The sequence below is a fragment of the Micromonospora sp. WMMD708 genome (assembly GCF_049315245.1).
Taxonomy (GTDB): domain Bacteria; phylum Actinomycetota; class Actinomycetes; order Mycobacteriales; family Micromonosporaceae; genus Micromonospora; species Micromonospora wenchangensis.
Genome location: NZ_CP186060.1, coordinates 5,418,318 through 5,445,217, shown reverse-complemented (window position 1 = coordinate 5,445,217; position 26,900 = coordinate 5,418,318). Strand labels below are relative to the sequence as shown.

24 protein-coding genes are annotated in these 26,900 nt (G+C 73.5%); 13 read left to right on the top strand and 11 right to left on the bottom strand.

What is annotated here, in order from left to right; genetic code table 11:
• Nucleotides 1-124 precede the first annotated feature (124 nt).
• Nucleotides 125-517, top strand: a complete 393-nt coding sequence (locus ACN260_RS23930; protein WP_422753147.1) for a cupin domain-containing protein — start codon at nt 125-127, stop codon at nt 515-517.
• 68 nt (nt 518-585) lie between these two features.
• Here the strand turns inward: ACN260_RS23930 and ACN260_RS23925 are convergent, their stop codons facing one another.
• Nucleotides 586-1,773: a threonine synthase gene (locus tag ACN260_RS23925; RefSeq protein WP_422753146.1), complete on the bottom strand. Its 1,188-nt coding sequence runs from the start codon at nt 1,771-1,773 to the stop codon at nt 586-588.
• A 115-nt stretch (nt 1,774-1,888) separates the two neighbouring features.
• On the opposite strand from ACN260_RS23925, the gene ACN260_RS23920 reads away from it, so the two are divergent.
• Entirely contained in the window at nt 1,889-2,671 is a 783-nt protein-coding gene (locus ACN260_RS23920) for an aldo/keto reductase (protein WP_204927224.1), read from the top strand.
• Nucleotides 2,672-2,737: 66 nt separating this feature from the next.
• On the opposite strand, the gene ACN260_RS23915 is transcribed toward ACN260_RS23920, so the two are convergent.
• A complete protein-coding gene (locus ACN260_RS23915; protein WP_422753145.1) occupies nt 2,738-3,865 on the bottom strand; it encodes a GH12 family glycosyl hydrolase domain-containing protein in 1,128 nt (375 codons plus the stop codon).
• 155 nt (nt 3,866-4,020) lie between these two features.
• Entirely contained in the window at nt 4,021-4,800 is a 780-nt protein-coding gene (locus ACN260_RS23910) for an IclR family transcriptional regulator (protein WP_422753144.1), read from the bottom strand.
• Nucleotides 4,801-4,996: 196 nt separating this feature from the next.
• Between ACN260_RS23910 and ACN260_RS23905 the strand changes: the two genes are divergently transcribed.
• Both ACN260_RS23905 and ctaD read left to right on the top strand, forming a co-directional pair.
• Nucleotides 4,997-6,103 (top strand): FAD-dependent monooxygenase, encoded by a 1,107-nt coding sequence (locus ACN260_RS23905; protein WP_422753143.1) that lies wholly within the window; start codon nt 4,997-4,999, stop codon nt 6,101-6,103.
• Between the two features lie 137 nt (nt 6,104-6,240).
• Nucleotides 6,241-7,998, top strand: a complete 1,758-nt coding sequence (gene ctaD / locus ACN260_RS23900) for a cytochrome c oxidase subunit I (RefSeq protein WP_422753142.1) — start codon at nt 6,241-6,243, stop codon at nt 7,996-7,998.
• 511 nt (nt 7,999-8,509) lie between these two features.
• Here ctaD and ACN260_RS23895 read toward each other — a convergent pair.
• From ACN260_RS23895 to ACN260_RS23880, 4 genes are all read right to left on the bottom strand, one after another.
• Nucleotides 8,510-9,736 (bottom strand): MFS transporter, encoded by a 1,227-nt coding sequence (locus ACN260_RS23895; RefSeq protein ID WP_422753141.1) that lies wholly within the window; start codon nt 9,734-9,736, stop codon nt 8,510-8,512.
• Nucleotides 9,737-9,800: 64 nt separating this feature from the next.
• On the bottom strand, nt 9,801-10,382 hold the full coding sequence (locus tag ACN260_RS23890; RefSeq protein WP_204927218.1) for an isochorismatase family protein: 582 nt from the start codon (nt 10,380-10,382) through the stop codon (nt 9,801-9,803).
• A 67-nt stretch (nt 10,383-10,449) separates the two neighbouring features.
• Complete coding sequence (locus tag ACN260_RS23885) at nt 10,450-11,736, bottom strand: nicotinate phosphoribosyltransferase (protein ID WP_422753140.1); 1,287 nt, start codon at nt 11,734-11,736, stop codon at nt 10,450-10,452.
• Between the two features lie 16 nt (nt 11,737-11,752).
• On the bottom strand, nt 11,753-14,431 hold the full coding sequence (locus tag ACN260_RS23880; RefSeq protein ID WP_422753139.1) for a LuxR C-terminal-related transcriptional regulator: 2,679 nt from the start codon (nt 14,429-14,431) through the stop codon (nt 11,753-11,755).
• A 197-nt stretch (nt 14,432-14,628) separates the two neighbouring features.
• On the opposite strand from ACN260_RS23880, the gene ACN260_RS23875 reads away from it, so the two are divergent.
• The 9 genes from ACN260_RS23875 to rdgB all read left to right on the top strand — a co-directional run bounded on the left by ACN260_RS23875 (nt 14,629) and on the right by rdgB (nt 21,446).
• Nucleotides 14,629-16,194 (top strand): hypothetical protein, encoded by a 1,566-nt coding sequence (locus ACN260_RS23875; protein WP_422753138.1) that lies wholly within the window; start codon nt 14,629-14,631, stop codon nt 16,192-16,194.
• 130 nt (nt 16,195-16,324) lie between these two features.
• Complete coding sequence (gene clpS / locus ACN260_RS23870; protein ID WP_422753137.1) at nt 16,325-16,615, top strand: ATP-dependent Clp protease adapter ClpS; 291 nt, start codon at nt 16,325-16,327, stop codon at nt 16,613-16,615.
• A gap of 55 nt (nt 16,616-16,670) precedes the next feature.
• Nucleotides 16,671-17,171 (top strand): DUF2017 domain-containing protein, encoded by a 501-nt coding sequence (locus ACN260_RS23865; RefSeq protein ID WP_372444630.1) that lies wholly within the window; start codon nt 16,671-16,673, stop codon nt 17,169-17,171.
• Between the two features lie 55 nt (nt 17,172-17,226).
• Nucleotides 17,227-17,715, top strand: coding sequence for a Mov34/MPN/PAD-1 family protein (locus ACN260_RS23860; protein ID WP_421485893.1), 489 nt, complete (start codon nt 17,227-17,229; stop codon nt 17,713-17,715).
• Between the two features lie 61 nt (nt 17,716-17,776).
• The gene (locus tag ACN260_RS23855; protein WP_204956644.1) at nt 17,777-18,142 is read left to right on the top strand and encodes a MoaD/ThiS family protein; all 366 of its coding nucleotides are present in this window, start codon (nt 17,777-17,779) and stop codon (nt 18,140-18,142) included.
• An 11-nt stretch (nt 18,143-18,153) separates the two neighbouring features.
• Nucleotides 18,154-19,119, top strand: coding sequence for a PLP-dependent cysteine synthase family protein (locus tag ACN260_RS23850; RefSeq protein WP_204927212.1), 966 nt, complete (start codon nt 18,154-18,156; stop codon nt 19,117-19,119).
• Nucleotides 19,120-19,313: 194 nt separating this feature from the next.
• Nucleotides 19,314-20,060 (top strand): MBL fold metallo-hydrolase, encoded by a 747-nt coding sequence (locus ACN260_RS23845; RefSeq protein ID WP_088641778.1) that lies wholly within the window; start codon nt 19,314-19,316, stop codon nt 20,058-20,060.
• Nucleotides 20,061-20,106: 46 nt separating this feature from the next.
• A complete protein-coding gene (gene rph / locus ACN260_RS23840; RefSeq protein ID WP_422753136.1) occupies nt 20,107-20,835 on the top strand; it encodes a ribonuclease PH in 729 nt (242 codons plus the stop codon).
• Entirely contained in the window at nt 20,832-21,446 is a 615-nt protein-coding gene (gene rdgB, locus ACN260_RS23835; protein ID WP_422753135.1) for an RdgB/HAM1 family non-canonical purine NTP pyrophosphatase, read from the top strand. The genes rph and rdgB overlap by 4 nt, the downstream gene beginning before the upstream one ends.
• 60 nt (nt 21,447-21,506) lie before the next feature.
• Here the strand turns inward: rdgB and hutH are convergent, their stop codons facing one another.
• From hutH to ACN260_RS23815, 4 genes are read right to left on the bottom strand one after another with little or no spacing between them, the layout of a single operon-like run.
• The gene (gene hutH / locus ACN260_RS23830) at nt 21,507-23,045 is read right to left on the bottom strand and encodes a histidine ammonia-lyase (protein WP_422753134.1); all 1,539 of its coding nucleotides are present in this window, start codon (nt 23,043-23,045) and stop codon (nt 21,507-21,509) included.
• On the bottom strand, nt 23,033-24,223 hold the full coding sequence (gene hutI, locus ACN260_RS23825; RefSeq protein WP_422753133.1) for an imidazolonepropionase: 1,191 nt from the start codon (nt 24,221-24,223) through the stop codon (nt 23,033-23,035). The genes hutH and hutI overlap by 13 nt, the downstream gene beginning before the upstream one ends.
• A gap of 54 nt (nt 24,224-24,277) precedes the next feature.
• A complete protein-coding gene (locus ACN260_RS23820) occupies nt 24,278-25,633 on the bottom strand; it encodes a formimidoylglutamate deiminase (protein ID WP_422756811.1) in 1,356 nt (451 codons plus the stop codon).
• Nucleotides 25,630-26,859, bottom strand: a complete 1,230-nt coding sequence (locus tag ACN260_RS23815) for an allantoate amidohydrolase (protein ID WP_422753132.1) — start codon at nt 26,857-26,859, stop codon at nt 25,630-25,632. The genes ACN260_RS23820 and ACN260_RS23815 overlap by 4 nt, the downstream gene beginning before the upstream one ends.
• Between the last annotated feature and the right edge of the window lie 41 nt (nt 26,860-26,900).

Here is a 26,900-nt window from a genome sequence, read left to right as displayed (position 1 = left end):
TCCCCCGCTCCGGTCTGGGGTGCTCGTTGCCCGATCTGACGGCGGTCAAACCTGCCCAGGGCCGGGAATTGCCTCATCTGCACAGCCCGGCGTGATCCGTTGCCGTTGCGGGTATGAGCGGCACATGGAGCATTTCACGATCGCGACGGTCGCCGAGAAGAGCCCGGACTTCCGCCGGGTGCTGTGGACCGGCGAGAAGACCCAATTGGTGATCATGACCATTCCGCCGGGCGGGGAGATCGGCGAGGAGGTCCACGACGGGATCGACCAGATCCTGACCTTCGTCAGCGGTGCCGGGGAGGCCCGGGTCGGCGGGGAGACCCGGGACGTCGCCCAGGGCGACCTGGTGGTGGTGCCGGCCGGCACGAAGCACAACTTCGTCAACACCGGGCCCAACCCGCTGGTCCTCTACACGGTCTACGGCCCGCCGGAGCACGCCGACCAGGTGGTGCACCACACCAAGGAGGAGGCCGACGCGGCGGAGGCCGCCGGCGAGGACGAACCGCCGACGTCCTGACCGCCGGCCCCTGAACCGCAGCCGCCGCCGGCCGGCGTCCCGCGCACCGGGACGCCGGCCGGCGGCGGTCAGCCCACGGGTACGGCGGAGACGTCCACCGTCTCCGGATACTTCAGCCCCGACCCCGTGTTCAGCACCACCACCCGCTCGTCGGGGCGGATCCAGCCCCCGGCCCGCAGGTGCCGGGCGGCGGTGAGGCAGGCCGCCCCCTCCGGGCAGAGCAGCAACCCCTCCCGGGCGGCGAACTCCCGCAGGTCGGTGAGGATCTCCGCGTCGTCGACGGCGACCGCCGTCCCGCCGCTCTCCCGCAGCGCGGTCAGGATCAGCTCGTCGCCCAGCGGGGCCGGCACGGTGATCCCGAACGCCACGGTGTGCGCGTCGTCCCAGGGCCGGGCCCGCTCCTCACCGGCGGCGAACGCCCGGACGATCGGCGCGCAGCCGGTCGACTGCACCGCCACCAGCCGGGGCAACCGGTCGCTCACCCAGCCGAGTTCCCGCAGCTCGTGCAGGGCCTTGTGGATGCCGATCAGGCCCACCCCGCCGCCGGTCGGATAGATGATCACGTCGGGCACCTGCCAGCCGAGCTGCTCGACGATCTCGTACCCCATCGTCTTCTTGCCCTCCAGCCGGTAGGGCTCGCGCAGCGTCCCGGCGTCGAAGACCGCCCCGTCCGCGTCGGCCACCAGCTCGGCCACCCGGCGTCCGGCGTCGCTGATCAACCCGTCCACCAGGCGCAGGTCGGCACCGGCGGCCACGCACTCGCGACGGCAGATGGTCGGGGCGTCCAGCGGCATCACGATGGTCGCCGCCATCCCGGCCCGCGCCGCGTACGTCGCCCAGGCCGCTCCGGCGTTGCCGTTGGTGGGCATGGCGAACCGCCGTACGCCCAGCTCCCGGGCCCGGCTCACGCCGACGGCGGCACCCCGGGCCTTGAACGACCCGGTCGGGGTGAGCCCCTCGTCCTTGACGATCAGGTCGGCCACGCCGATCTCGTGGCCGTACGCCGGCGCGCGCCACAGCGGCGTCCAGCCCTCACCCAACGTGGTGACGTGCCGCTCGTCGGCGACCGGCAGCAACTCCCGGTAGCGCCACAGGTCGGCCGGGCGCAGCCCGAACCGTTCGGGCGTCACGGCGGCGGCCACCGCCGCCAGGTCGTAGCGGGCCAGCAGCGGTGACCCGCAGTCGCACAGGTTGGTGAGCCGGTGGGCGTCGTGCTCCCGGCCGCAGCGGGGACACTCCAGATGGGTCAGGTACACGATGCTCCTCGCCGTCGGCCCGGTCGGTGCTCGGCACACCGGCATTCTCCGGCAATCGGCCCGGGTTCGCCGCTCGCCCGGCATGCCCGCGCCGATCACGGGTAGAACCGTCGGCATGGATCTCGACCAACCCACCGTCCTGCTCCCCGGTGACGTCCGCATGCCGCTGCTCGGGTTCGGCACCTGGCAGGCGACCGGCCGGGCCGGCTACGACGCCGTGCTGGCCGCGTTGGACGCCGGCTACCGGCACATCGACACCGCCACCATGTACGGCAACGAGGAGGAGGTGGGCCGGGCGGTGCGGGAGAGCGGACTGCGCCGCGAGGACGTCTTCATCACCACCAAGCTGCCGCCGGACCGGGTCGGCCGGGAGCGGGAGACGATCGAGGCGAGCCTGCGGGCGCTGGGCACCGACCACGTCGACCTCTGGTTGATCCACTGGCCGCCGTCGTCGCCGGCGGACAGCATTCCGGTCTGGCGGGAGCTGCTGGCCGCCCGGGACGCGGACCTCACCCGAGCGGTGGGGGTGAGCAACTACGCCACCGCCCAGCTCGACGAGCTGATCCAGGCGACCGAGGAGAACCCGGCGGTCAACCAGATCCGGTGGAGCCCGTCGCTGTACGACCGGCAGCGGCACGCCGAGCACCGGGACCGGGGGATCGTGCTGGAGGGTTACAGCCCGTTCAAGGCCAGCGACCTGGCCGATCCGGTGCTCACCCGGATCGCCGCCGCGCACGACGTCTCCCCGGCGCAGGTGGTGCTGCGCTGGCACGTCGACCACGAGATCGTGGTGATCCCCAAGTCGGTCACCCCGGAACGCATCCGCGCCAACGTCGACATCTGGAACTTCTCGCTGACCGCCGAGGAGATGCGCGACATCGACGCCCTGGGCGGCTGAGCCCGGACTGGGTGCGGGGGCGTGACCGGCAGGTCACGCCCCCGCGTGGTGGTGGGTGGTGTGGGGTCAGGCGCGGGCGCAGGCGACGCCGTTGAGCGAGAAGCTGGTCGGCGCCGAGTACGTCCCGCTCAGCGAGCCCTGGTAGCCGAAGCTGGCGGTGCCACCGGGGGAGATGCTGCCGTTGTGCGCGGCGTTGCGTGCGGTGACCGTCGACCCGCTCTGGCTGACGGTGGCGTTCCACGAGCTGGTGACCTGCTGCCCGCTGGGCAGGTTGTAGGTGAGCGTCCAGCCGTTGATGGCGCTTGTGCCCCGGTTGGTGATGGTCACGTCGGCGGTGAAGCCGTTGTTCCACGAGTTGGAGGTGTACTTCACCGCGCAGCCGCCGCCCGTGGGCGGGGGCGTGGTCGGCGGGGCGGTGGTGGGCGGCGGGTTGCCGCCGGTGTTGACGGTCTGGGAGAAGTTGGTGACGGCCAGCCCGGCGCCGCCCTGCCAGGGCTCGAAACCGGCCTGGATGCTGGTCAGGTACCAGTCGTTGGTGATCGCGCCCCGGTTGCGGGTGTCGGCGATGAAGTCCAGCACGTTGAAGCTCATGCTCGGGATCGCCGACGGGGCGACGTACGAGATGACGTTGTTGCCGCCGTTGTTGCCGCGCCACACCTCCCAGCTGCGGCCCGCGATGTTCGTGTTGCCCACCGGGGAGCCGATCGGCTGGATGCTGCCCTGCCGGTTGAACCAGATCATGATCTCCATGGCGTTGACCCCGTCCCGCTTGGGCGACGGGTCGAGCCAGATGTCGTAGGCGGCGTCGTAGATCGCCCCGCCGACGTAGTTGAAGGAGATGCTGCCGGGCGCGCTGCTGATCGACTTCACCTGGGCCGGCAGGTTGGTGCCCGGCGAGCAGTTGGTGTAGTGGCAGCCGACGAAGATCGACGGGTACGACACCGGGGCCCCGTTGGTCGGCGCGGAACCCTGCTGGCTGGTGATGCTGAAGCCGCTGCCGGTGACGTTGATGCACTGCTGGGCGGTGGTGCCCCAGCGGTTGTTCTGGACCACGTACCGGCCGCCGATGACGGTGGAGCCGTACTGCTCGCAGATCTGGGTGTCGGCGGAGGCGGTGCCGCCGACGGCGACGGCCACGATCGTGCCGACGGCCAGGAGGCCGGCGGCGGCGAGGGCCCGCAATGGACGCTTCATGATGCTCCTAGGCTGCGGCGCGGGGGCGCCGGAGGTGTGTCGGACATGACCGGGAGCGCTCCCACGGTCCCGAACACATTTACATACTTGAAACTGCTGTGCAACTGAACCGGTTAAGTGGGCGGCCGATCTCGTCCCCGGACGTGAACCGTGTTCTACAGGTTGGGCGCGAGCAGCGTGCGCGCCGTCCGAACCTGCCCCGCCGCCTCCCGCAGCACCGCCGCCAACCGCGTCCGTACCTCGGGCCCCAGCCGGTCCACCGGCGCGGCCACCGCGATCGCGTCCACCGCAGGCTCCCGCAGCGGTACGGCCACCGCCACCGCCGCCAGCCCCGGACCGCACTCCTCCCACTCCTCGGCCCAGCCCCGCCGCCGCACCGCGGCCAACTCGGCGCGCAGCGCCTCCGGCGTGGTGACCGTCCGCCCGGTGACCGCCGGCAGCGGCCACTGCAACAGCCGGTCCACCTCCTCGTCGGACCGTGCGGCAAGCAGCGCCTTGCCGGCCGCGGTGGCGTGCGCGGGCAGCCGACGACCCACCGCACAGACCGGCCGCACCACGTGCGCCGAGTCCCGCCGCGCCAGCAGCACCACCGCGCCCCGGTCGAGCCGGTAGAGCTGCACCGTCTCGCCGGAGAACTCGGCCAACCGGTCCAGGGTCACCTCGTGCAGGGCGGCGACGTCCGCGCCGGCCAGGAACGTCGCGCCGACCTCCAGCGCCCGCAACCCCACCGAGAACCGGGTACCGGTCGGGTCGGCGGCCACCCACTCGCGGTCCAGCAGGGTCCGCAGGATGGCGTGCAGACTGCTCTTGGGGATGCCCAGCGCCCGGCTCAACTCCACCGGTGAACGGGGGCCGTCCGGGGTGGCGAGCGCCTCCAGCACGTCCAGTGCCCGACCCGCCGACTTGACCGAGCGGTATGACTCGTCCGTTGTCACGCGGTCACTGTAGTGAGACGAGCGACATCAGGCCGATGGGTATTCTTCGATCGAACCCCGTTCAGTGGGCTGGACAACTTTCTGTCCGGTTCGGAGCGTGCCGGATGGGGGATCATCGGCTCTGGTGTGCGCCGATCGCGCGGAGTAGTGTCTTGCCTTCACCGCGTACCGATCCCCTCCGGAGGCGTACACCACCATGCGTGGCTCCCCCCTGCGCATCCTCGTCGTCGGCGCGGGCATCGCCGGTCTGGCCGTCGCCCGCGCCCTGCGGTTGGCCGGCTTCCGGCCGGACGTCACCGAGAAACTCCCCCCGAACGAACTGGCCGACACCGGCCTCTATTTGCCCGGCAACGCCGCCCGTGCGTTGCGCCGGCTCGACCTCGACGGCCCGGTCCGCCCGCTCGGCCAGGTGATCCACCGCCAACGGTTCCTCGACGCCGCCGGTGACCCGCTCTGTGAGGTGGACCTCGACACGCTCTGGGCCGAGGTGGGGGAGTGCCGGGCGCTGCCCCGCCGCGACCTCTACCAGGTGCTGCTCAGCGGTGCCGGGGGCGCCGTGCGGCACGGCGCCGAGGTGAGCACCGTCGAGCTGCTGCCCGCCGGGGTGGCGGTCACCTTCACCGACGGCACCGGCGGCGAGTACGACCTGGTGATCGGTGCCGACGGCCCCCGTTCGGCGGTCCGCTCCCTGGCCGCGCTCGGCGGCCCGCCCCGCCCCGCCGGTCAGGTGGTCTACCGGGGCGTGGTGCGCGACGGCCCGGACGTGGCCGACTGGACGGCGCTGCTCGGCCGGCGGGCCGGCTTCCTGGTGGTGCCGCTCGGCGCGGGCCGGCTCTACTGCTACGCCGACGAGGCGGGCACCGTCGCCCCGGCCGATCCGGTGGCCCGGCTGGACGAACTCTTCGGCGGCTACGGCGGGCCGGTCCCGGCGGTGCTGGCCGCCTGGCGCGACGTGCAGGTCGGGCTCACCGACGAGGTCGAGCTGGGCCGCTGGCACCGGGGCCGGGTGCTGCTGGTCGGCGACGCCGCGCACGCCACCGCGCCCACCCTGTCCCAGGGGATCGCGATGGCGCTGGAGGACGCGGTGGTCCTCGCCGAGTCGCTGCGCGCCGCCGGCAGCGTCGAGGCCGCCCTGGTCGCGTACGAGAGCCGCCGCCGTCCGCGTACCCGATGGGTGCGGGACCGGACCCGCGACCGCAACCGCACCCGGGACGTGCCGCCGGCGCTGCGCGACCCGTTGCTGCGCGGGCGGGGCGGGCGGATCTTCGGCGAGCACTACCGGCTCCTGGTCGGCCCGCTGTAGGTGCGCCGGGTGACCGGACATGGTGCCAGAGCACCCCGAGCGGTGCTGCCACCTGCCGGGGACTAACATCCTTTCGGATGACGGCCCGCAGTTGACGAGGCGTGCCGAGCGGGACAACCGAGAACCGGAGGCCATTCGTGACCACCGTCGCACCCAAGCCGGTCGTGACCCGGCCATGGCCGGTCCGAGAGCCGGTCAAGGGGTCGGCCATCGCGCGGCTGCTGCGCACCACGGACGCGAAGCAGATCGGGATCATGTACATGGTCACCGCGTTCGTGTTCTTCATGATCGGTGGCCTGATGGCCCTGATCATGCGAGCCGAGTTGGCGCGGCCGGGCATGCAGTTCCTGTCGCCGGAGCAGTACAACCAGCTGTTCACCATGCACGGCACGATCATGCTGCTGTTCTTCGCGACGCCGATCGTGTTCGCGTTCGCCAACTACGTCGTGCCGTTGCAGATCGGTGCCCCCGACGTCTCGTTCCCCCGGCTGAACGCCTTCGCCTACTGGCTGTACCTGTTCGGCGGCACGATGGCGACCGCCGGTTTCCTCAGCCCGGGTGGCGCCGCCGACTTCGGCTGGACCGCCTACACCCCGCTGAGCAGCATCGAGCACTCGCCCGGCGTCGGCGCGAACATGTGGGTCGTCGGCCTGGCCATCTCGGGTCTGGGCACCATCCTCGGTGCGGTCAACCTGATCACCACGATCCTGACCCTGCGCGCCCCCGGCATGACCATGTTCCGGATGCCGATCTTCACGTGGAACATGCTGGTCACCAGCCTGCTGGCGATCCTGGTCTTCCCGCTGCTGGCCGCCGCGCTCTTCGCGTTGGCCGCGGACCGGCTGCTCGGTGCGCACGTCTACGACCCGGCCACCGGCGGCCCGATGCTGTGGCAGCACCTCTTCTGGTTCTTCGGTCACCCCGAGGTGTACATCATCGCGCTGCCGTTCTTCGGCATCATCACCGAGATCATCCCGGTCTTCTCCCGGAAGCCGATCTTCGGTTACAAGGGCCTCGTCGCCGCCACCATCGCCATCGCCGCCCTGTCGATGAGCGTCTGGGCGCACCACATGTTCGCCACCGGCCAGGTGCTGCTGCCGTTCTTCAGCTTCCTCAGCTACCTGATCGCGGTGCCGACCGGCATGAAGTTCTTCAACTGGATCGGCACGATGTGGCGGGGCCAGATCACCTTCGAGACGCCGATGCTGTTCGCCATCGGCTTCCTGGTGACCTTCCTCTTCGGCGGTCTGACCGGGGTGCTGCTGGCCAGCCCGCCGCTCGACTTCCACCTGCACGACAACTACTTCGTCGTGGCGCACTTCCACTACGTGCTCTTCGGCACCATCGTGTTCGCCGTCTTCGGTGGCATCTACTTCTGGTTCCCGAAGATGTTCGGCCGGATGCTCGACGAGCGCCTGGGCAAGATCCACTTCTGGCTCACGATGATCGGCTTCCACACCACCTTCCTGGTGCAGCACTGGCTCGGCGCCGAGGGCATGCCCCGCCGGTACGCCGACTACCTGCCCGGCGACGGCTTCACCACGCTCAACATGATCTCCACGATCGGCGCGTTCATCACCGGTGTCTCGACCCTGCCGTTCATCTGGAACTGCTGGAAGTCGTACAAGACCGGGCCGGTCGTCGAGGTGGACGACCCGTGGGGCCACGGCAACTCGCTGGAGTGGGCGACCAGCTCCCCGCCGCCGCTGCGTAACTTCGACCGGATGCCCCGGATCCGTTCCGAGCGCCCGGCGTTCGACGCGAAGTTCCCCGAACTGGCCGCCGGGCAGAGCCTCGCCGGCCCGCCCGAGGGTGGCGCCAAGCCGCTGACCAGCGAGGTCAACGGCGGTGCCAGCTACCAGGAGGACACCTCCGGTAACCTCGACCAGCGCTGACGCCCGGCCCGAACCACCGAAGGGCACCGCACCCCACCGGGGCGCGGTGCCCTTCGTCATTCCCCGCCCTCCGCTGTTCCAGCCTTCCGTCGTCCCTGGCCCTCCGCTGTTCCTCGCGGTGACGGACCGGGGGAGCCGGGCGGAGCTCATGCTCCGGTCGCGCCTCCCACTGGTGTGAACCGGCCGGGGTGACCCACTCCCGGTTGAGCGGTATGCCTCAGAGTCATAGTTATGACTCTGAGGCATACCGCTCAACGGTGAAGGTATGTGCCCGGGCGGCGGCGGACCTCCGGGTGTGCCCGCCACCCATGGCACCCCGCCGACGGGCCGGGGCGCGTGACGCCCGCAACGCACCTACGGCCACGCGCACCACCGACCACCGCGAACCGCTGGCCACCGCACCCACGGCGGCCGGACACCGCCGGCACCGCGCGTCGCCGACCCACCCGCGCGGCGCCGGTCGTGACGTGGCTACGGGGACGCGGCTCCGGGTGGGTCGGCAGGCGGTGGCTCAGGCGGCCGGTGCCGGTTCTGGTGCCGGCGTGGACAGGGTGGATGCCGGGGCGGTGGGCGGGCGGCGGTGACGCAGCTCCGTCGGCAGGACCACCAGGGTCACCAGCAGCCCCACCGCCCCGGTGACCACGAACCCCCACAGCGGCACCGAGGCGTCGATCACCGCGCCGGCCAGCGGAGCGCCGAGCGCGATGCCGACCGTGGTGGCGGAGCCGTGCAGGCCCATCGCCTCGCCGCGTACCCCGGCGGGGGCTAGCCGGCTGACCGCGTCGGCGGTGGCGGCGATGGTGGGGGCGCAGAGCGCGCCGGCCGGCAGCAGAGTCAGGCAGAGCAGCCACCAGTGGCCGCCGCCCAACCCGACCGGGATGGTGCAGAGGCTGAGCAGGGCGGCCAGGGTCAGCGGGGAGAAGGAACGGCGGACGGCACCGTACGCGAAGCCACCGACCAGCGAGGCGATCGCCCAGGCGGTGAGCACCGCGCCCGTCCAGCCGACCTCGCCGCCGGCCCGCAGCACCGCCACCACCGCCACGTCGGTGCCGCCGAGCACCAGGGTCGCGGCGGCGCTCACCGCGAACACGGCGAGCAGGCGGCCGGTCAGCCACTGCCGCCGGGGCACCCGGGGCTGCGGGCCGACCGGCTCGTCGGCGCTGCGGGTGGGCGGATCGAGCAGCCAGAGGACGATGCCCGCGCCGACGATGCCCGCGCCCACCGCCCACAGCGTGACCCGGGGCGAGACGGCGGTGGCCAACGCCACGGCCAGCGCCGGCCCGATCATGAAGGACAGCTCCATCGACATCGAGTCCAGCGCGTACGCGGGTCGGCGGCGCTGGACCGGCACCAGCGCGGCGATCGACTGCCGGACCACCGAGAAGACCGGCAGCGCGAACAGCCCGGCCACGAACGCGGCGGGCAGCAGCAGCGGCAGGCTCAACGTCGGGGCGCTCGCCCAGAAGGCCGCCTCGACGACGGTGGTGACCGCGACCACCGGACGCAGACCATGCCTGTCGACCAACCGGCCCAGCAGGGGCGCGCCGATGGCCGCCCCGGCGACCGACGCGGCACCGACCAGGCCGGCGGCACCGTAACCCCGGCCCAGCTCCAGCACCACGTAGAAGGTGAGCGTCACCCCCGTCGCGGTGAGCGGGATGCGGGCCAGCACCGCCACCAACAGCAGGGCCCGCAGGCCGGGCTGGGCCAGGGCCTGCCGGTAAGGCGTCAACGTCATGATGCTCCGTACCTCCGGCGGTCATCCTGGACCGGGGGTACGACATCGGCAAGCGATTACCGGCTCATGCGGCGCTGATCACCGGCTCCCCGCGCAGGGTCACCCCGGCGCCGTCCATCGCGCGCAGCGCCACGTCCAGCGTCGCCGGCGCGACCGCTGCGGTCAGGTCGAGCAGCACGGTGGTGGCGAAGCCCTCCCGGGCGGCGTCCAGGGCGGTGGCCCGCACGCAGTGGTCGGTGGCGATGCCGACCACGTCGACCCGGTCCACGTCGTGCCGGCGCAGCCAGTCGGCCAGGCACTCGCCGTCGTCGGCGTGCCCCTCGAACCCGGAGTACGCGGCAGCGTGTTCACCCTTGTGGAAGACCGCCTCGACCCGGTCGGTCACCAGGTCGGGGTGGAATTCGCTGCCTGGGGTGCCGACCACGCAGTGCCGGGGCCACGACTCGACGTAGTCCGGCGGGTCGCCGAAGTGCGCCCCCGGGTCGACGTGGTAGTCCTTGGTGGCGACCACGTGGTCCCACCGGCGCGGTTCCCCGGCCAGCAGACCGGAGATGCCGGCGGCGACGCCCGCGCCCCCGGTGACGGCGAGGGAACCGCCCTCACAGAAGTCGTTCTGCACGTCCACGATGATCAGCGCGTTGGCCATCGGTGCCCTTCCTCTCCGCTCTCCGCCGGTGATCCACCTGCGGCACGACCCAGTCTGCCCCGGCGGCTCAACCGGCCGGTACGACCGTGACCGGGATCGCCGGATCACCGGCGGAGAGCTTCAACCCCTCCCACGGGATCGAGATCAGGCATTCCCTCAGGTGCTCGCGGGACTGCTCGATGCCCGGCAGGTCGACCGGCTCGCCGTCGACCACGTACGAGTGCTGGAGCAGCCGGTCGTTGGCCTGCCGGTCCGGTACGCCCTGCGAGACGACGACCTCCTCGGTGGCGGTGCCGGTGGGCTTGTGCCGGCGCACCGCGACCTTCCGGCCCCCGATGGTGCCCTTGTTCTCGGAACGCTTGACCACCGGCCGCCCGTCCACCTCGACCAGCTTGTAGACCAGGCTGGCGGTGGGCGCTCCGGAACCGGTGACCACGGCGGTGCCCGCGCCGTACATGTCGACGGGTTCGGCGGCGAGCGCGGCGATGGCGTACTCGTCGAGATCCCCCGAGACGATGATCTTCGTCTCGGTGGCCCCGAGCGAGTCGAGCAGTTCCCGGGACTGCTGGGCGATGACCGCGAGGTCGCCGGAGTCGATCCGCACGGCCCGTAGTTGCGGCCCGGCCACCTCGATGGCGGTCCGGATGCCCTGGCTGATGTCGTACGTGTCGACCAGCAGCGTGGTGTCCCGGCCCAGCGTGGCGACCTGCGAGGCGAACGCCGTCCGCTCGTCGTCGTGCAGCAGGGTGAACGCGTGCGCGGCGGTCCCGGCGGTGGGGATGCCGTACCGCTGGCCGGCGGCGAGGTTGGAGGTGAACCGGAACCCGGCCAGGTACGCCGCCCGCGCGGCGGCCACCGCCGCCTCCTCGTGGGCCCGCCGGGAACCCATCTCGATCAGCGCCCGGCCCCGGGCCGCGGTGACCATCCGGGCGGCCGCCGCGGCCACCGCGCAGTCGTGGTTGAGCACCGACAGCACCAGCGTCTCCAGCACCACGCACTCGGCGAAACCGCCGGAGATGGTGAGGATCGGGGAGCCGGGGAAGAACAGCTCGCCCTCGGCGTACCCGTCGATGTCGCCGGTGAACCGGTAGCCGGCCAGCCAGCGGGCGGCCGGCTCGTCGACCACCCCGGTGCGGAGCAGGAACTCGACCTCCTCCGGGGCGAACCGGAACTCCCTGACCATGTCGATCAGGCGGCCGGTCCCCGCGACCACCCCGTACCGGCGTCCGGTGGGCAGGCGTCGGCTGAACACCTCGAAGGTGCACCGGCGGTCGGCGGTGCCGTCGCGCAGGGCGGCACTGACCATGGTCAGCTCGTAGTGGTCGGTCAGCAGCGCGGGGCGAAGGTGGCTCACCAGCCCAGCCTAGAGTTCAGCCGGTCGGAGCGTCGCCGTGGCCCGGGATCGCCCGCAGCGCCGCACCCAGCTCGGCCCGGCCGGAGATGCCGAGCTTGCTGTAGACCCGCTGGAGATGGTTCTCCACCGTCCGGGGCGACAGGAACAGCCGGCCCGCGATGGCCCGGCTGGTCACCCCGGCGGCGGCGAGCGCGGCGACCTCCAACTCCCGGCCGCTGAGCGTGGGCCGCAACGCGGTGAGCGCCGGGGTACGGATCTGGTCGCAGCGGGTGAGCAGGGCGGCGAGCCGTTCGTGTGCGGCGGCGGCCGACGTCGAGCGGTCCCGTCGCCAGCCGTGCAGCGCCGTCGCCGTGGCGTCGACCGCCCAGACCGTCAGGTCCAGCTTCGTGAGGCCGTCCGCCACCTCCAGCAGGGCCTCCCCGTCGCGGGCGGCGGCGGCCCGCGCGTACCGGGCGAGCAACGGGGTCAGCGCCCCGTCGACGGTCTCGGAGAGTTCGGTCAACCGCTGTGCCACCGTACGCCGGCTGCCGTCGGTGCAGGTCGGCCCGACCGGGGCGGTGGCCCGGCCGAGCCGGACCAGGTCGTGCAGCACCAGCACCTCGTGGCCGGCGAACCCGTCGGCGCGCAACCGGTCGACCAGCGTGCCGAGGTGCCGCGCCGCCCCGGCCAGGTCACCCCCGGCGGCCAGCACCGCGGCCCGCGCCTGCTCCAGCCACGGTTGGAGCACCGCCATGCCGGGGGCCTGGGTCCGGTCGGCCTCCGCCATCGCCTCCACGGCGGTGGCCGGGTCGCCGCGCAGCACCGCCGCCTGGGCCCGTTCGGCGTGCGCCAGTCCCGCGAAGACCCGGCTGGTGGCGAGCACCGCGCACGCGCCGAGGCTGGCCTTGAGCGCGTCGTCACCACGACCGCGCAGCCGTGCCGCGTACGCCTGGAGGATGGACAGGTAGCCGGTGCCGAGCCGGAAGTCCCCGGCACCGGCCTGGTCGGCGAACTCGTCGGCCACGATGGCGTCGATGCCGGCCAGGTCCCCGCAGAGCGCCAGCCGGGTGCCCCGGGCCAGTTCCATGGCCAGTTGCAGGTACGGCATGTCGGCCCGCCAGTTCGCCGCCTCCGCCTGCACCCGGTCGATCGCCGCAGCGCTGGCCCGGAACCGGCCGCGCACCGCGTCGGCGTGGGCGATGGTGCACCGGGCCAGCTCGCGGGCGGCGACGCTGGCCGCCGGCCGGTCCAGCACCGACCGGCCGAGTCGCAGGGCGGTGTCGACCTCCAGGCCGTGCAACCGCATGATCGCCTCGAAGGCGCGCACCCGGGCCTGGTGCCCGGGGTCGGTCAGGGCGTGCCCGGCCGCCGCGAGGCTGTCCACGGTGGACCGGTCGCTGAGTCCCCAGTAGCTGACCATCCCACGTACGGTGAGCCAGCGACCGCGTCGGTGTTCGCAGACGATGTCGTCGGCCACCGCGTCGAGCACCCCGATCGCCTCGGCCGGCCGGTCGCCGAACATCAGGATGGTGGCGAGCAGTTCGGCGGCGTCGTAGCCGCCGTCGGCGTCGAGCGCGGCCCGGGCCAGCCGGGTGGCCAACGGCACGTCGTACCGGGTGAACGCCTGGACGGCCGCGTGCAGCAGCAGGGCCGGGTCCTGGGCGGTACCGGAGTCGAGCCGCCACACCGCCACCCGGAGCAGGTCGCCCCGGCGGCGGGCGCCGGCGGACTCCACCCGCTCGGCGAGCTGGGCTTTCAGGCGGCGGGTCCGGCTGACCGGGCAGCGACGGCGGATCACCTCGCCGTACAGCGGATGGGCGAGCCGAACGTCGGTCCGCCGGTCGTCGGGTACGACGGTGATCAGGCCGCGTTCCTCGGCGGCCTCCACGGCGGCCGGGTCGGCGGCCCGGTCGAGCAGGCGCAGGCCGAGCGGCTCGCCGAAGGCGACCAGCTCCACCACCGCCCGGACCTCCGGGTCCAACCGGCCGATCCGGGTGTCGATCAGGTCGGTGAGGCTGGGGGCCAGCTCCAGCCGGCCGGTCCACCGCCACACCCCGTAGGGGCGGACCAGTTCGCCCCCGGTGGTGGCGGCCAGCACCAGCTCCCGCAGCAGCAGCGGGTTGCCGGCGGAGAGCCGGAACAGCCGCTCGGCGGAGCTGGCGTCGACCGGCCCGTCCAGCAGGGCGGCGAGCAGGCCGGTGGTCTCACCCGGGCCGAGCGGGGCCAGCTCGGCGTGCGCGACCAGGTCGTCGGTCCACAGTGCCCGGATCGGCAGCGGGATCTGCTCGCCGCTGCGCAGGGTGCCCAGCACGGTGGTGTTCTCGGCGCGGGCGAGCAGGTGGACCAGCGCCGCCGAGGGCGGGTCGAGCAGATGGGCGTCGTCGATGGCGAGCACGATGCGCCGCCCGGCCGCCTGCTCCTGGAGCACGTCGACGCCCCAGCGCAGCACCCCGGCGGGGGAGAGCCCGGGTGGCTGCTCGGCCGGCAGCACCGGGGCGAGCCCGCCGAACGGCAGCGCCGCGGTGGCCGTGCTGGCCGCGACGAACGACAGCGCGTACCGCTCGGGAGGCAGGGCGGCCACCGCCTCGCGGAGCAACCGGCTCTTGCCGACGCCCGCACTGCCACTGAAGAAGAGCCCGTTCCCCTGACCCTCGTGCACCGCTGCCAACAGACGGTTGAGTTCATCCGTTCGGCCGACGAAACTCCACCGACTCATCCGAGCAGCATATCGATGTAAATCGGTCCGGAGACACCCGGTGACGCTGTGAAGTTGAGTAATGTCGTAGTTACTGCTGAGTACCCGAGATGTTCCGGTGAAGCCGGCTGCTGCCCGTAACCTTCCCGAAGCCCATCGTCACCGATCGGACGTCCTACCGCGGGTGTAGCCAGTCGCCCGCGTCGAGCGGAGGCCGAATGAAGCCCGGTCCACTCCCCGGGGTCGACATGACCGACGACCCGTCCGACCATCCCGACGCCGTCGGGCTGCCGCCCCGGGGCCCGCTCCCGGCCCACCCGCGGGCCGCCGAGGTCGACCCCGACGAGCCGCTCGCCGTGGTGGCCGCCGGCCCCGCCGGGGCGGCCCGCCGCGAGGTGCTCGCCGCGCTGCTCAGGGTCCCCGCCGGGATGCTCGTCGCCCCCGCCGGCAGCCACCTGCTGGTCCGGCACGCCCGGATGGCCACCCGGGCGGCGTTCGTGCCGGGCTACCGGCAGCCGCACTCCTACGGCGCGGACCAGGCCGCCGCCGGCCCGGCGCTGGCCCGTGCGCCACGCCGGGTCGAGCTGAGCCTGCCGGAGCGGCTGCTGCGGCACTTCGCCGTGCTCGACACCCCGGACACCGACACCCTCGGCGTGGCCGGCGCCCGGGTCCTGCTCGACGCGGTCGTCCGCTCCGGCGCGCTGCTGTTCGTGATCGGCGCCGACCAGACCTTCACCGCCGCCGACCTGCACCTGCTCACCGAGGTCGCGCGTACCCGGGTGCGGGTCTTCTTCGTGGTGACCCCCGGCGCGGGAGGTTGGGCGGCGGCGGAGCCGGCCGCGACCGACGACACCGGGGTGGCGCTCCCGTCCCCGCCCGACGGGCCGCCGGCCGGCGGCCCGGTCGACCCGGTGGCGGTGACCGTCGCGGCGCACCGGGCCACGTTGCTGGCCGCGGTGCCGGGGCTGGCCGAGGCCGACTGGTATCCCGTGCACCGGGCCGAGCACCCGGACCTGCGTCGGGCGTTGGTCGGCTGGTCGGCCATCGAGGGGCTGCGCCGGGCGAGTTCCCGGCCACCCGTGCCGCCCGGCGCGTACGGGCGGGTGCCGGTGGCCCCCGGTGCGCCCGGGGACGACTGGGTCGACGGGTTGGAGCGGCGGAGCCGGCTCTGCGCCCGCGGCATCCGTCAGCAGCTCGCGCTGGAACTGGCCAACATCCACCTGCGGACCGTCCAGGAGATCGTCTTCGGGGTGGGCTGCGCGGGCCTGCCGCAACTGCTCGACCGGGAGCTGGAGGCGCTCTCCCTGCTCGCGACCGAGCAGCAGGACCGGGCCGTACGGGAGATCCTCGACGGGGCCACCGCCCGGATCTTCGGCGCACCGCTGGCCGAGGGGGTGCGCCAGCGCATCGGCGCGGCCGTCCGGTGGGGGTTGGCCGACCACCCGTCCGGTCAGGAACTGGACCGGGTGCTCCTGGTCACCGGCACCGCCGGGGTGGCGGTGCTGCCCGGGGCCGGTGCCCTGGACGCCCTGCTCGGTCATCCCGGCGCGCCCCGCGCCGAGGTGCTGCCCCGGATCGGGGTCGCCCTGTCCGGCGGGTGCTGGCAGCACTGGCGCAGCCCCGGCAACGACGACCCGAACGCGGCCCGCTCCTGGGTGCAACGGGCGCTGCGCGAGGTCGAGCTGGAGTTGTCCCGCGAGGTGTCCCGGCGGTTCGAGGCGTTCCGGCTCGCGCTCGACGCGGTCCTCACCGACGCCCTCGACCACGGCATCCTGCTCGCCTGAACCGAGCGTTCCGGTGCCTGTCCCCGCCGTGTCCGCAGCCCGCCCGGTTTCCGCAGCCCGGGAGGGTGATCGGGGCCGCCCCGGCGTTCCGGTTCATCGGATCGCCACTTCCGGTGGCACGATGGGGGGCATGGCCGCTCCACAGGTTGCCCCGGTCGAGACGCCGGACACCGACGAGGTGCCGGGCGAGGACCGGCAGTGGGTGACGATCGTCTGGGACGACCCGGTCAACCTCATGACGTACGTGACCTGGGTCTTCCAGAAGTTGTTCGGGTACAGCCGGGAGAAGGCCGAGAAGCTGATGCTGGACGTGCACCACAAGGGCCGGGCAGTGGTCTCCAGCGGCGCCCGGGAGCGGATGGAGCACGACGCGTCGCAGTTGCACGCCTACGGCCTCTGGGCAACGGTGGACCGTTCGTGAGCGCGAGGAGTGAGCCGGGTTTGCGGTTCCGGCGGTGGCGATGGAGGTTGACGGGGTGAGCATGTTCCGCCGCCAGGGCGGCTGTTACGTGGCGACCTTCGCCGTCGACGAGGTCCGGGTGCTGCGCAAGGTCGCCACCGAGGTGGTCGGCCTGCTCACCGACGGGTTCGACCACACCGACCCGGTCGTCGGGCGGCTCTTCCCCGACGCCTACCCGGACGATCCGGCCGGTACGGCGGAGTTCCGCCGGTACACCGAGGGTGACCTGAAGACCGCCAAGATCGACCAGGCGGGCGCGGTGCTGGCCGCGTTGCCCGAGTCGGCCGGCGGGGAGGTGCGGCTGGACGCCGAGGCGGCCGAGGCGTGGTTGCGGGCGCTCAACGACGCGCGGCTGGCGATGGGTGTCCGGCTGGAGATCAAGGACGGCACCGACCTGGGTGAGGAGCTCGACGACGCGGTCGCCGACGACCCCACGTCGTCAAGGGTGTTCCAACTGTCGGTCTACGCCTATCTGGGTTATCTGCAGGAATCCCTGCTCAACGCCATGATCGACTGAACTGTGACGGTCACCGCCTCGCCGGGCGCGGCGGGTGGGCGCTAGGCTGGTCGACGTGCTGAGCATCGACCGGTCGATCGTCGACGCGATCGTCGCCCACGCGCGCCGGGACCACCCGGACGAGGCGTGTGGGGTGGTCGCCGGACCCGTGGGCGGCGACACCCCGACCCGGCACATCCCGATGGACAACGCGGCCCGCTCGATGACCTTCTACGAGTTCGACTCGATGGAGCACCTGCGGGTGTGGCGGGAGATGGACGACCGCGACGAGGAACCCGTCGTCATCTACCACTCACACACCGCCACCGAGGCGTACCCGTCCCGCACGGACGTCGCCTTCGCCGGTGAGCCGGGCGCGCACTACCTGCTGGTCTCGACCCGCGACCCGGACACCGAGGAGATCCGCTCGTTCCGGATCGTCGACGGTGTGGTGACCGAGGAGCCGGTGCGGATCGTGGACGCCGGGGTGGATCCGCACGCGGTCCAGTCCTACATGTTCGGGCAGAGCCCGGCGACGGTCGACTACGAGTGTTCCGGCAGCTGACCCCAGCTCCGCACACCCTGTTCCGTCCGGCACCGAGGCACACCCGACCAAGGAGTACGTCATGGCCATCGAGGTTCGCATCCCCACCATCCTGCGCAGCTACACCGGCGGCGCGAAGGTCGTCGAGGGCACCGGGGACACCCTGGGCGACCTGCTCACCGACCTGGACACCCGGCACGCCGGCCTGAAGGCCCGGCTGGTCACCGACGCCGGTGCGCTGCACCGCTTCGTCAACGTCTACGTCAACGACGAGGACGTCCGTTTCCTGGGCGCGCTGGACGCCAAGCTCAACGACGGCGACAGCGTCACCGTCCTGCCGGCCGTCGCCGGTGGGGCGTTCGGCTTCGCCGCCGCGGCGGCGATCAGCCAGCACCGGGCGGCGACCGCGGCGGTGGCGGCACGGCGCGCGGCCGTCGCCCCCCGCTGAGGGCGGGCGTCATGGCGCGGTACGACAGCCTGCTCGACGCCTGCGGCGGCACCCCCCTGGTGGGGTTGCCGCGGCTCTCGCCGACGGTGCCCGACGGGGCACCGCCGGTGCGGCTGTGGGCCAAGCTGGAGGACCGGAACCCGACCGGCAGCATCAAGGACCGCGCGGCCCTGTTCATGGTCCGCGCGGCGGAGCAGTCCGGCCGGCTCCGGCCCGGGGACACGATCCTGGAGCCGACCAGCGGCAACACCGGTATCTCGCTGGCCATGGTGGCCAAGCTGCGCGGCTACCGGCTGGTCTGCGTGATGCCGGAGAACGTCTCCACCGAGCGGGTCCAACTGCTCCGGATGTACGGCGCGGAGATCATCTTCTCGCCGGCGGCGGGCGGCTCCAACCAGGCGGTCGCCACCGCCAAGCAGATCGCGGTCGACCACCCGGACTGGGTGATGCTCTACCAGTACGGCAACGAGGCCAACGCCCGCGCCCACTACGAGACCACCGGCCCGGAACTGCTGCACGACCTGCCCACCATCACGCACTTCGTGGCGGGCCTGGGCACCACCGGCACCCTGATGGGTACCGGGCGGTTCCTGCGGGAGAAGGTCGAGGGCATCCAGGTCGTGGCCGCCGAGCCGCGTTACGGCGAACTCGTCTACGGCCTGCGCAACATCGACGAGGGTTACGTCCCCGAGTTGTACGACGCGTCGGTGCTCACCCGGCGCTTCTCCGTCGGCACCAGGGACGCGGTGCTGCGCACCCGGCAGTTGGTGGAGGTGGAGGGGATCTTCGCCGGTTTCTCCACCGGGGCGATCCTGCACGCCGCCCTGTCGGTGGCGCACGAGGCGGTCCGGGACGGCCGGCGGGCCGACGTCGCCTTCGTGGTCTGCGACGGCGGCTGGAAGTACCTCTCCACCGGGGCGTACGGCGGCACCCTCGCCGACGCCGAGAGCGCCCTGGAGGGGCAGCTCTGGGCCTGACCCTTCGTGGGGCCGGTCGGCGGAGGCGTCGATCGGCCCCCGCGGGTGTCACGTTGATGACAACTTCCAGAAGATGATTCTTGCCCTGCGGTCGCTGCGCGTAGGCTGCCCACCGTGGCGTACGCGTCGGTAGAGATCATAATCGGTGCTGACTCCGGCGTGTCGACTACTTACTGTAATCGTGGGGCGACCGGATGCGGCTGACCGTCCTGGGCTGTGCGGGAAGCTTCCCCGGCCCCGAATCCCCCTGCTCCGCCTACCTCATCGAGGCGCAGGGTTTCCGGCTGCTCGTCGACTTCGGGCCGGGCTCGCTGTCCACCCTCCAGCGGTACGCCGGCCTGCACGCCCCCGACGCCATCCTGCTGACCCACCTGCACTGCGACCACATCCTCGACGCCGCGTCGTACGTCGTGGTCCGCCGGTACGCCCCGGACGGCCCCTACCCGCCGCTGCCGGTCTACGCGCCGCCGGGCGCCCCGGACCGGCTCGCCACCGCCTACGGCCAGGACGACAGCACCGTGGAGGACGTCTACCAGTTCTACGGACTCCAGCCGGGCACCTTCCCGATCGGCCCGTTCACCGTCACCGTCGACCGGGTCAACCATCCGATCGAGACGTACGGGGTGCGGCTGGAGCACGAGGGTCGGGTGCTCTGCTACTCCTCGGACACCGCACCGTGTGACGCGCTGCTGCGCCTCGCCCAGGACGCCGACGTCTTCCTCTGCGAGGCCAGCTACCTCGACGGGGTGGACAACCCACCGGACCTGCACCTGACCGGCCGGGAGGCGGGCGAGACGGCCACCAAGGCGGGGGTGGGTCGGCTGCTGCTGACCCACCTGGTGGCGGCCTGGGGCAGCGAGTCGCACACCGTCGCCTCGGCGGCCGGGGCGTTCACCGGGCCGCTGGAAGTGGTGCGGGCCGGCGCCAGCTACGACGTCTGAGCCCACCCGGGCATGCGCCGATCATGCGACCGCATAGGGTGCAGGGATGGCACGACCTGACGGGCGGCGGCCCGACCAACTCCGACCGGTGACGTTGACCAGGGGCTGGAGCACCCACCCGGAGGGCTCGGTGCTCGTCGAGTTCGGCGGCACCCGGGTGCTCTGCACGGCGAGCGTCACCGAGGGCGTGCCCCGCTGGCGCAAGGGTTCCGGGCTCGGTTGGGTGACCGCCGAGTACGCGATGCTGCCCCGGGCCACCAACACCCGCTCCGACCGGGAGAGCGTGCGCGGCAAGATCGGTGGGCGGACCCACGAGATCTCCCGGCTGATCGGCCGCAGCCTGCGCGCCTGCGTCGACCTCAAGGCGCTCGGCGAGAACTCGATCGTGCTCGACTGCGACGTGCTCCAGGCCGACGGCGGCACCCGTACCGCCTCCATCACCGGCGCGTACGTGGCCCTCTACGACGCGGTGAGCTGGCTTGCCGGCCGCAAGTCGTTGGCCGGCAAGCCGGAGAAGGTGATGCACCGGTCGGTGGCCGCGGTCAGCGTCGGGATCGTCGCGGGCGAGCCGCTGCTCGACCTCTGCTACGTCGAGGACGTGGCCGCCGAGGTGGACATGAACGTCGTATGCACCGGCGACGGCGATTTCGTCGAGGTGCAGGGCACGGGCGAGGACGGCGTCTTCTCCCGGGCACAGCTCGACGCGTTGCTGGACGTCGCGTCGTTGGGCTGTCTGGAACTGGCCGAGGCGCAGCGGAAGGCTCTCGCATCATGAACAAGGTCCTGCTGGCCACCCGCAACCGTAAGAAGCTGGTGGAGTTGCAGCGCATCCTCGACGGCGCGCTCGGCGCGCACCGGATCGCCCTGCTCGGTCTCGACGACGTCGAGGAGTACCCGGAGCTGCCCGAGACCGGCCTCACCTTCGGCGAGAACGCCCTGATCAAGGCGCGGGAGGGGTGCCGGCGCACCAACCTGCCCACCATCGCCGACGACTCCGGCATCGCCGTCGACGCGCTCAACGGCATGCCCGGGGTGTTCAGCGCCCGCTGGGCGGGCCGGCACGGCGACGACCGGGCCAACCTTCAGCTGGTGCTGGACCAGATCGCCGACCTGCCCGACGAGCACCGGGGGGCGTCGTTCGTCTGCACCGTGGCGCTGGTGCTGCCCGGCGGCAAGGAGCACCTGGTCGACGGCCGCCAGCCCGGCCGGCTGCTGCGCGCCCCGCGCGGCGAGGGCGGCTTCGGTTACGACCCGATCTTCGTGGGCGACGGCCAGGAGCGGACCAACGCGGAGCTGACCCCGCAGGAGAAGGACGCGATCAGCCACCGGGGCAAGGCGTTGCGCGAGTTGGCGAAGCTGGCGGCCAAGGTGCTGCCCGCCACCTGACCGGCCCGGCCGCCCGTTCCCCGGCGGGGAACGGGCGGTGCCGTCCGGGGTGGACGGTGCTCAGCGCAGCGGGCCGACCGCGCGTTCGATGGCGGCCCGCAGGTCCGGGCCGGCGAGCACCGACCGGGCCGCCGCCAGCACCGGGGCGAGGAAGACGTCCGGGCCGGGCTCGCCCGCCGCCGGGCCGAGGGCGTCCAGCGCGGCCCGCCCGGCCGGTGACGGCTCCAACGGCGCGCGTAGTTGCAGCCCCCGCACGGCTGCCAGCAGCTCCACGGCGAGCAGGCTGGTCAGGTTGTCCAGCACGGTGCGCAGCTTCCTGGCCCCCGCCCACCCCATCGACACGTGGTCCTCCTGCATCCCGCTGGTGGGCAGCGAGTCGACCGAGGCGGGCGCGGCCAGCCGGCGGTTCTCCGCGACGATCCCGGCGGCCGTGTACTGGGCGATCATCAACCCGGAGTTCACCCCGGCGTCCGGGGACAGGAACGCCGGCAGGTCCCGGTTGCGGGTCACGTCGAGCAGCCGGTCCACCCGCCGTTCGGCGATCGCCCCCACCTCGGCGGCGGCGATGGCCAGGTAGTCGGCGGCGAAGCCGAGCGGAGCGCCGTGGAAGTTGCCTGTCGACTCGACCCGGCCGTCCGGCAGCACCACCGGGTTGTCCACCACCGAGACCAGCTCCCGGCCGGCCACCGTCGCGACGAAGTCGAGGGTGTCCCGGGCCGCCCCGGCCACCTGCGGGGCACACCGCATCGAGTACGCGTCCTGCACGGCGTGCGCCAGGTCGTCGCGGTGCGAGTCCATCACCCGCGAGTCCTGCAGCAGCCGGTGGATGTTCGCCGCCGACGCGGCCTGCCCCGGGTGCGGCCGGATGGCGTGCAGCTCCGGCAGGAACGGCCGTTCCGAGCCGAGCATCGCCTCGATGGCCAGCGCGGCGGTCACGTCGGCCATGGCGAACAGGTGCCGGGCGTCCGCGACGGCCAGCAGCAGCATGCCGAGCATGCCGTCGGTGCCGTTGATCAGCGCCAGCCCCTCCTTGGCGGCCAACGCCACCGGGGCCAGCCCGGCCGCCCGCAACGCGTCGGCGGCGTCGACCCGTTCGCCGGCCGGACCGAGCACCCACCCCTCGCCGAGCAGCACCAGCGCGCAGTGCGCCAGCGGCGCCAGGTCACCGGACGCGCCGAGCGACCCGTGCTCCGGCACCCACGGGGTGACGTCGGCGTTGAGCAGGTCGACGAGCGCCTGCGCGACCAGCGGCCGGACCCCGGAGCGGCCCAGCGCCAGCGAACGGACCCGCAGCAGCATCATCGCCCGGACCACCTCGCGGGGCATCGACGCGCCGATCCCGGCGGCGTGCGAGCGGATCAGCGCGTGCTGCAACTCGGCCCGCCGCTGCGGGGCGACGAACGTGTTCGCCAGCGCCCCGAAGCCGGTGGAGACGCCGTACACCGGGCGGCCGGCGGCCTCGATGCCGTCCACGATGCGGCGGCTGGCGGCCATCGCGTCGACGGCGGCCGGGGCGAGGACCACCCGGGCGTCGCCGCGCGCCACGGCGAGCACGTCGGCGGGGGTGATTCCGGTGGGCTGGACGGTCACAGTCGACATTGCGGCACTCCGTTGTGCAGAACCTGGCGGATCAGGGGAACCCCCGGCCGGTAGGCCAGGTGCAGGTGGGACGGGGCGTCGAGGATCATCAGGTCGGCCCGCGCCCCCGGGCGCAGCACCCCGACGTCGGTGCGGCGCAACGCCCGCGCGCCGCCCGCCGTCGCGGCCCACACCGCCTCCGCCGGGGTCATCCGCATCTCGCGGACGGCCAGCGCGACACAGAACGGCATCGACGAGGTGTACGACGACCCGGGGTTGCAGTCCGTGGCCAGTGCCACGGTCACCCCCGCGTCGAGCAGCCGCCGGGCGTCCGGGTACGGCGACCGGGTGGAGAACTCCGCCCCCGGCAGCAGGGTCGCCACGGTGGACCCGTCGGTGGTGGCCGAACCGGCCAGCGCGTCGACGTCGGCGTCGGACAGGTGGGTGCAGTGGTCGACGCTGGCCGCGCCCAGCTCCACCCCGAGCCGTACCCCCGGCCCCGGGCCGAGCTGGTTGGCGTGCAACCGCAGCCCCAGACCGGCGGCCTGCCCGACGGTGAGGATGGCCCGCGCGTGGTCGGCGTCGAACGCGCCCCGCTCGCAGAACACGTCCACCCAGCGGGCGTACGGCGTGGCGGCGGTGAGCATCGGCCCGCACACCAGTCCCACGTAGTCGTCGGGGCGGCCCGCGTACTCGGCGGGGACGACGTGCGCGCCGAGGAAGGTGGTCTCGGCGGTCACCTCGGCGGCGATCCGCAGCGAGCGGGCCTCGTCGGCGACGGTCAGGCCGTACCCGCTCTTGATCTCCATGGTGGTGGTGCCCTGCCGCATCGCCTCGTCGCGCAGCCGGCGCACGGTGTCCCGCAGGTCGTCGTCGGAGGCCGCCCGGGTCGCGCCGACCGTGGTCCGGATGCCGCCCCCGGTGTAGGGCTCTCCGGCCATCCGGGCCGCGAACTCGGCCGCCCGGTCCCCGGCGAACACCAGGTGGGCGTGGCTGTCCACGAACCCGGGCAGCACCGCACCGCCCCCGGCGTCGATGCGCCGGTCGGCGGCCGGCGCATACCGGGACGGCCCGATCCAGACGACCCGACCCGCCTCCACCAGCAGGGCGACCCCCCGCCGCAGGCCCAGCGGCCCGCCGCCGGGGGTCGGCACGTTGGTGACCAACTCGCCGATGTCGTCGACCAGCAGACTGCTCACGACACACCTCCCGCCGCCGGCCGCCGCGCCCCGCCCGCAGCCGGCCCGGTGCGGCTAGCCACCGGTCACCGCCGCGAGCGCCGTGCGCAGCTCCGCCGGCACGTCCACGGTCAGGTGCCGGCCGTCGCGTACCACCTGCCGCCCGTCCACCACCACCTGGTCGACGTCGGCGGCGGTGGCCGCGAAGAACACCCCCACCGGCGGCACCCCGGCGGTACGCGGGCTGTCCAGCCGTACGGTCACCAGGTCGGCGCGTTCCCCGACGGCGATCCGTCCGGCGTCGGCCCAGCCCAGCGCGGCGTGCCCGGTGACGGTGGCCGCGTCACGCAAGGCGGCGGCGGTGAAGTGCCCGCGTCGCCGGGTACGCAGCCGCTCGTCCAGCTCTACCGCGCGGGCCTCCTCGAACAGGTCGACCACGGCGTGGGCGTCGCTGCCCAGGCTCAGTGGGATGCCGGCGTCGGCCATCAGCCGGGCCGGTCCGATCCCGTCGGCCAGGTCCCGTTCCGTGGTGGGGCACAGACACACCCCGGTCCGGTGCCCGGCCAGCAGGGCCAGGTCGGCGCTTGTCGGGTGGGTGGCGTGCACGGCGGTGACGTCCGGGCCGAGCACCCCGCGTTCGGCGAGCAGCCCGGTCGGGGTGCGCCCGTGCGCCGCCCGGCAGGCGTCGTTCTCGGCCGGCTGCTCCGACAGGTGCGCGTGCAGCGGAGCGCCCTGCCGGTACGCCCACCCGGCGACGGTGGCGAGCTGGTCGGCCGGCACCGCGCGTACCGAGTGGATCGCCGCCCCGCGCAGCGCGTGCGCCCCGGCCGGGCGGAACCCGTCGACCCGGTCCGCCCAGCGGTGCGCGTCCCCGTCGCCGAAGCGCCGCTGCACCCCGGCCAGCGGTTCCCCGGCCACCGAGGCGGTCAGGTAGCAGGCGTCCAGCAGGGTGATCCGGATGCCGGCCTGTGCCGCCGCCTCGACCAGCGCCGCGCCCATCGCGTTCGGGTCGTCGTACGGCCGGCCGTCGGGGCCGTGGTGCAGGTAGTGGAACTCGCCGACGCAGGTCACCCCGGCCAGCGCCATCTCCGCGTACGCGGCCCGGGCCAGCGCCAGGTACGTGTCGGGGTCGAGCCGGCCGGCGACGGCGTACATCTCCTCCCGCCAGCTCCAGAAGTCACCCCGCCCGCCGTGGGTACGCCCGCGCAACGCCCGGTGGAAGGCGTGCGAGTGGGCGTTGGCCAGGCCGGGCAGGGTGAGGCCGGGCAGCCGTACCGCCTCGGCCAGCACCTCCACCCCGGTGTGCGGCGCGTCGCCGGGGGTCAGCGGGGTGACGGCGGTGAACCGGCCGTCCTCGGCCTCGATCAGCACGTCCGGGGTCGGCGCGGCACGGTCGGGCAGCCACGCCTGCTCGGCCAGCCAACGGGTCAGTGGCATGCCAGCTCCTCCAGCACCCGGGCCAGCGCGACCACCCCGGCCGCACAGTCGTCGTCGGTGGCCGACTCGGCGGGGGAGTGCGACACCCCGGTCGGGTTGCGGACGAACAGCATCGCGGTGGGCAGGTGCGCGGCGAGCACCCCGGCGTCGTGGCCGGCCCCGGTGGGCAGCACCGGCGCGCCGAGCAGCCCCGCCAGCCGGTCGGCGAGCCCACCGTCGAAGGTGACCAACGGGGTGGCCGACTCCCGGGTCACGGTCAGCTCGGTGCCGTCGCGGCGGGCCCGTTCGGCGGCCTTGGCCCGGACCGCCTCGACCAGGTCGTGCAGGGTGTCCGGCGCGGCGGCGCGGGCGTCCAGCCAGCCGGTCACCGTCGACGGGATGGCGTTGGTGGCGTTGGGTTCCACCGCCACCCGGCCGACGGTGGCGTGCGCGTAGCGCAGCCGGGCCTCCTTGTTCGCGGCGAGCACGGTGAACGCGAAGGTGAGCATCGGGTCGCGGCGGTCGCCCATCCGGGTCGTACCGGCGTGGTTGCCCTCGCCGCGCAGCTCGAAGCGCCACCGGCCGTGCGGCCAGATGGCGCTGCCCACCGCGACCGGCGCGTCGGCGTCGACCAGCGCCCGCCCCTGCTCGATGTGCAGCTCCACGAAGGCGGTGAACCGGCCGAGCAGCGCCGGGTCGGCACCCGCCGGCCGGTGGCCCAGCGCCTCGGCGAAGCTCACCCCGGCCGCGTCGCGCAGCCCGGCCGCGCGGTCGGCGTCGATCTCGCCGGTGAGCAGCCTCGACCCCAGGCACGGTACGCCGAACCGCGCGCCCTCCTCCTCGACGAACGCGGCCACCACCACCGGCCGGACCGGGGTGACGCCTGCGGCCCGCAGCTCGTCCACGGCGAGCAACGCGCTGACGATGCCGAGCGGCCCGTCGTACGCCCCGCCGTGCGGCACCGAGTCGAAGTGGCTGCCGGTCAGCACCGCCCCGGTGCCGGCCGGCCCGCCGGTGTTCGGCCCGCCGGTGTTCGGCTCACCCCACCAGGCGAACAGGTTGCCGTTGCCGTCCCCGCTGACCGGCATGCCCCGCAGGTCGGCCTGCGCCCGGAACCACTCCCGCAGCCGCAGCTCCGGCGGGGTCAGCGCGTACCGCAGATAGCCGCCGCTGCCGGCGTCCCGGCCGACCGGCGCGATCTCGTCCCACAACTCCCGGAACCGCCCGGCGAGGTCGCTCACGCGGTTTCCCCTTCGTTCGCGACTGCGGGGCTCCGCTGCGC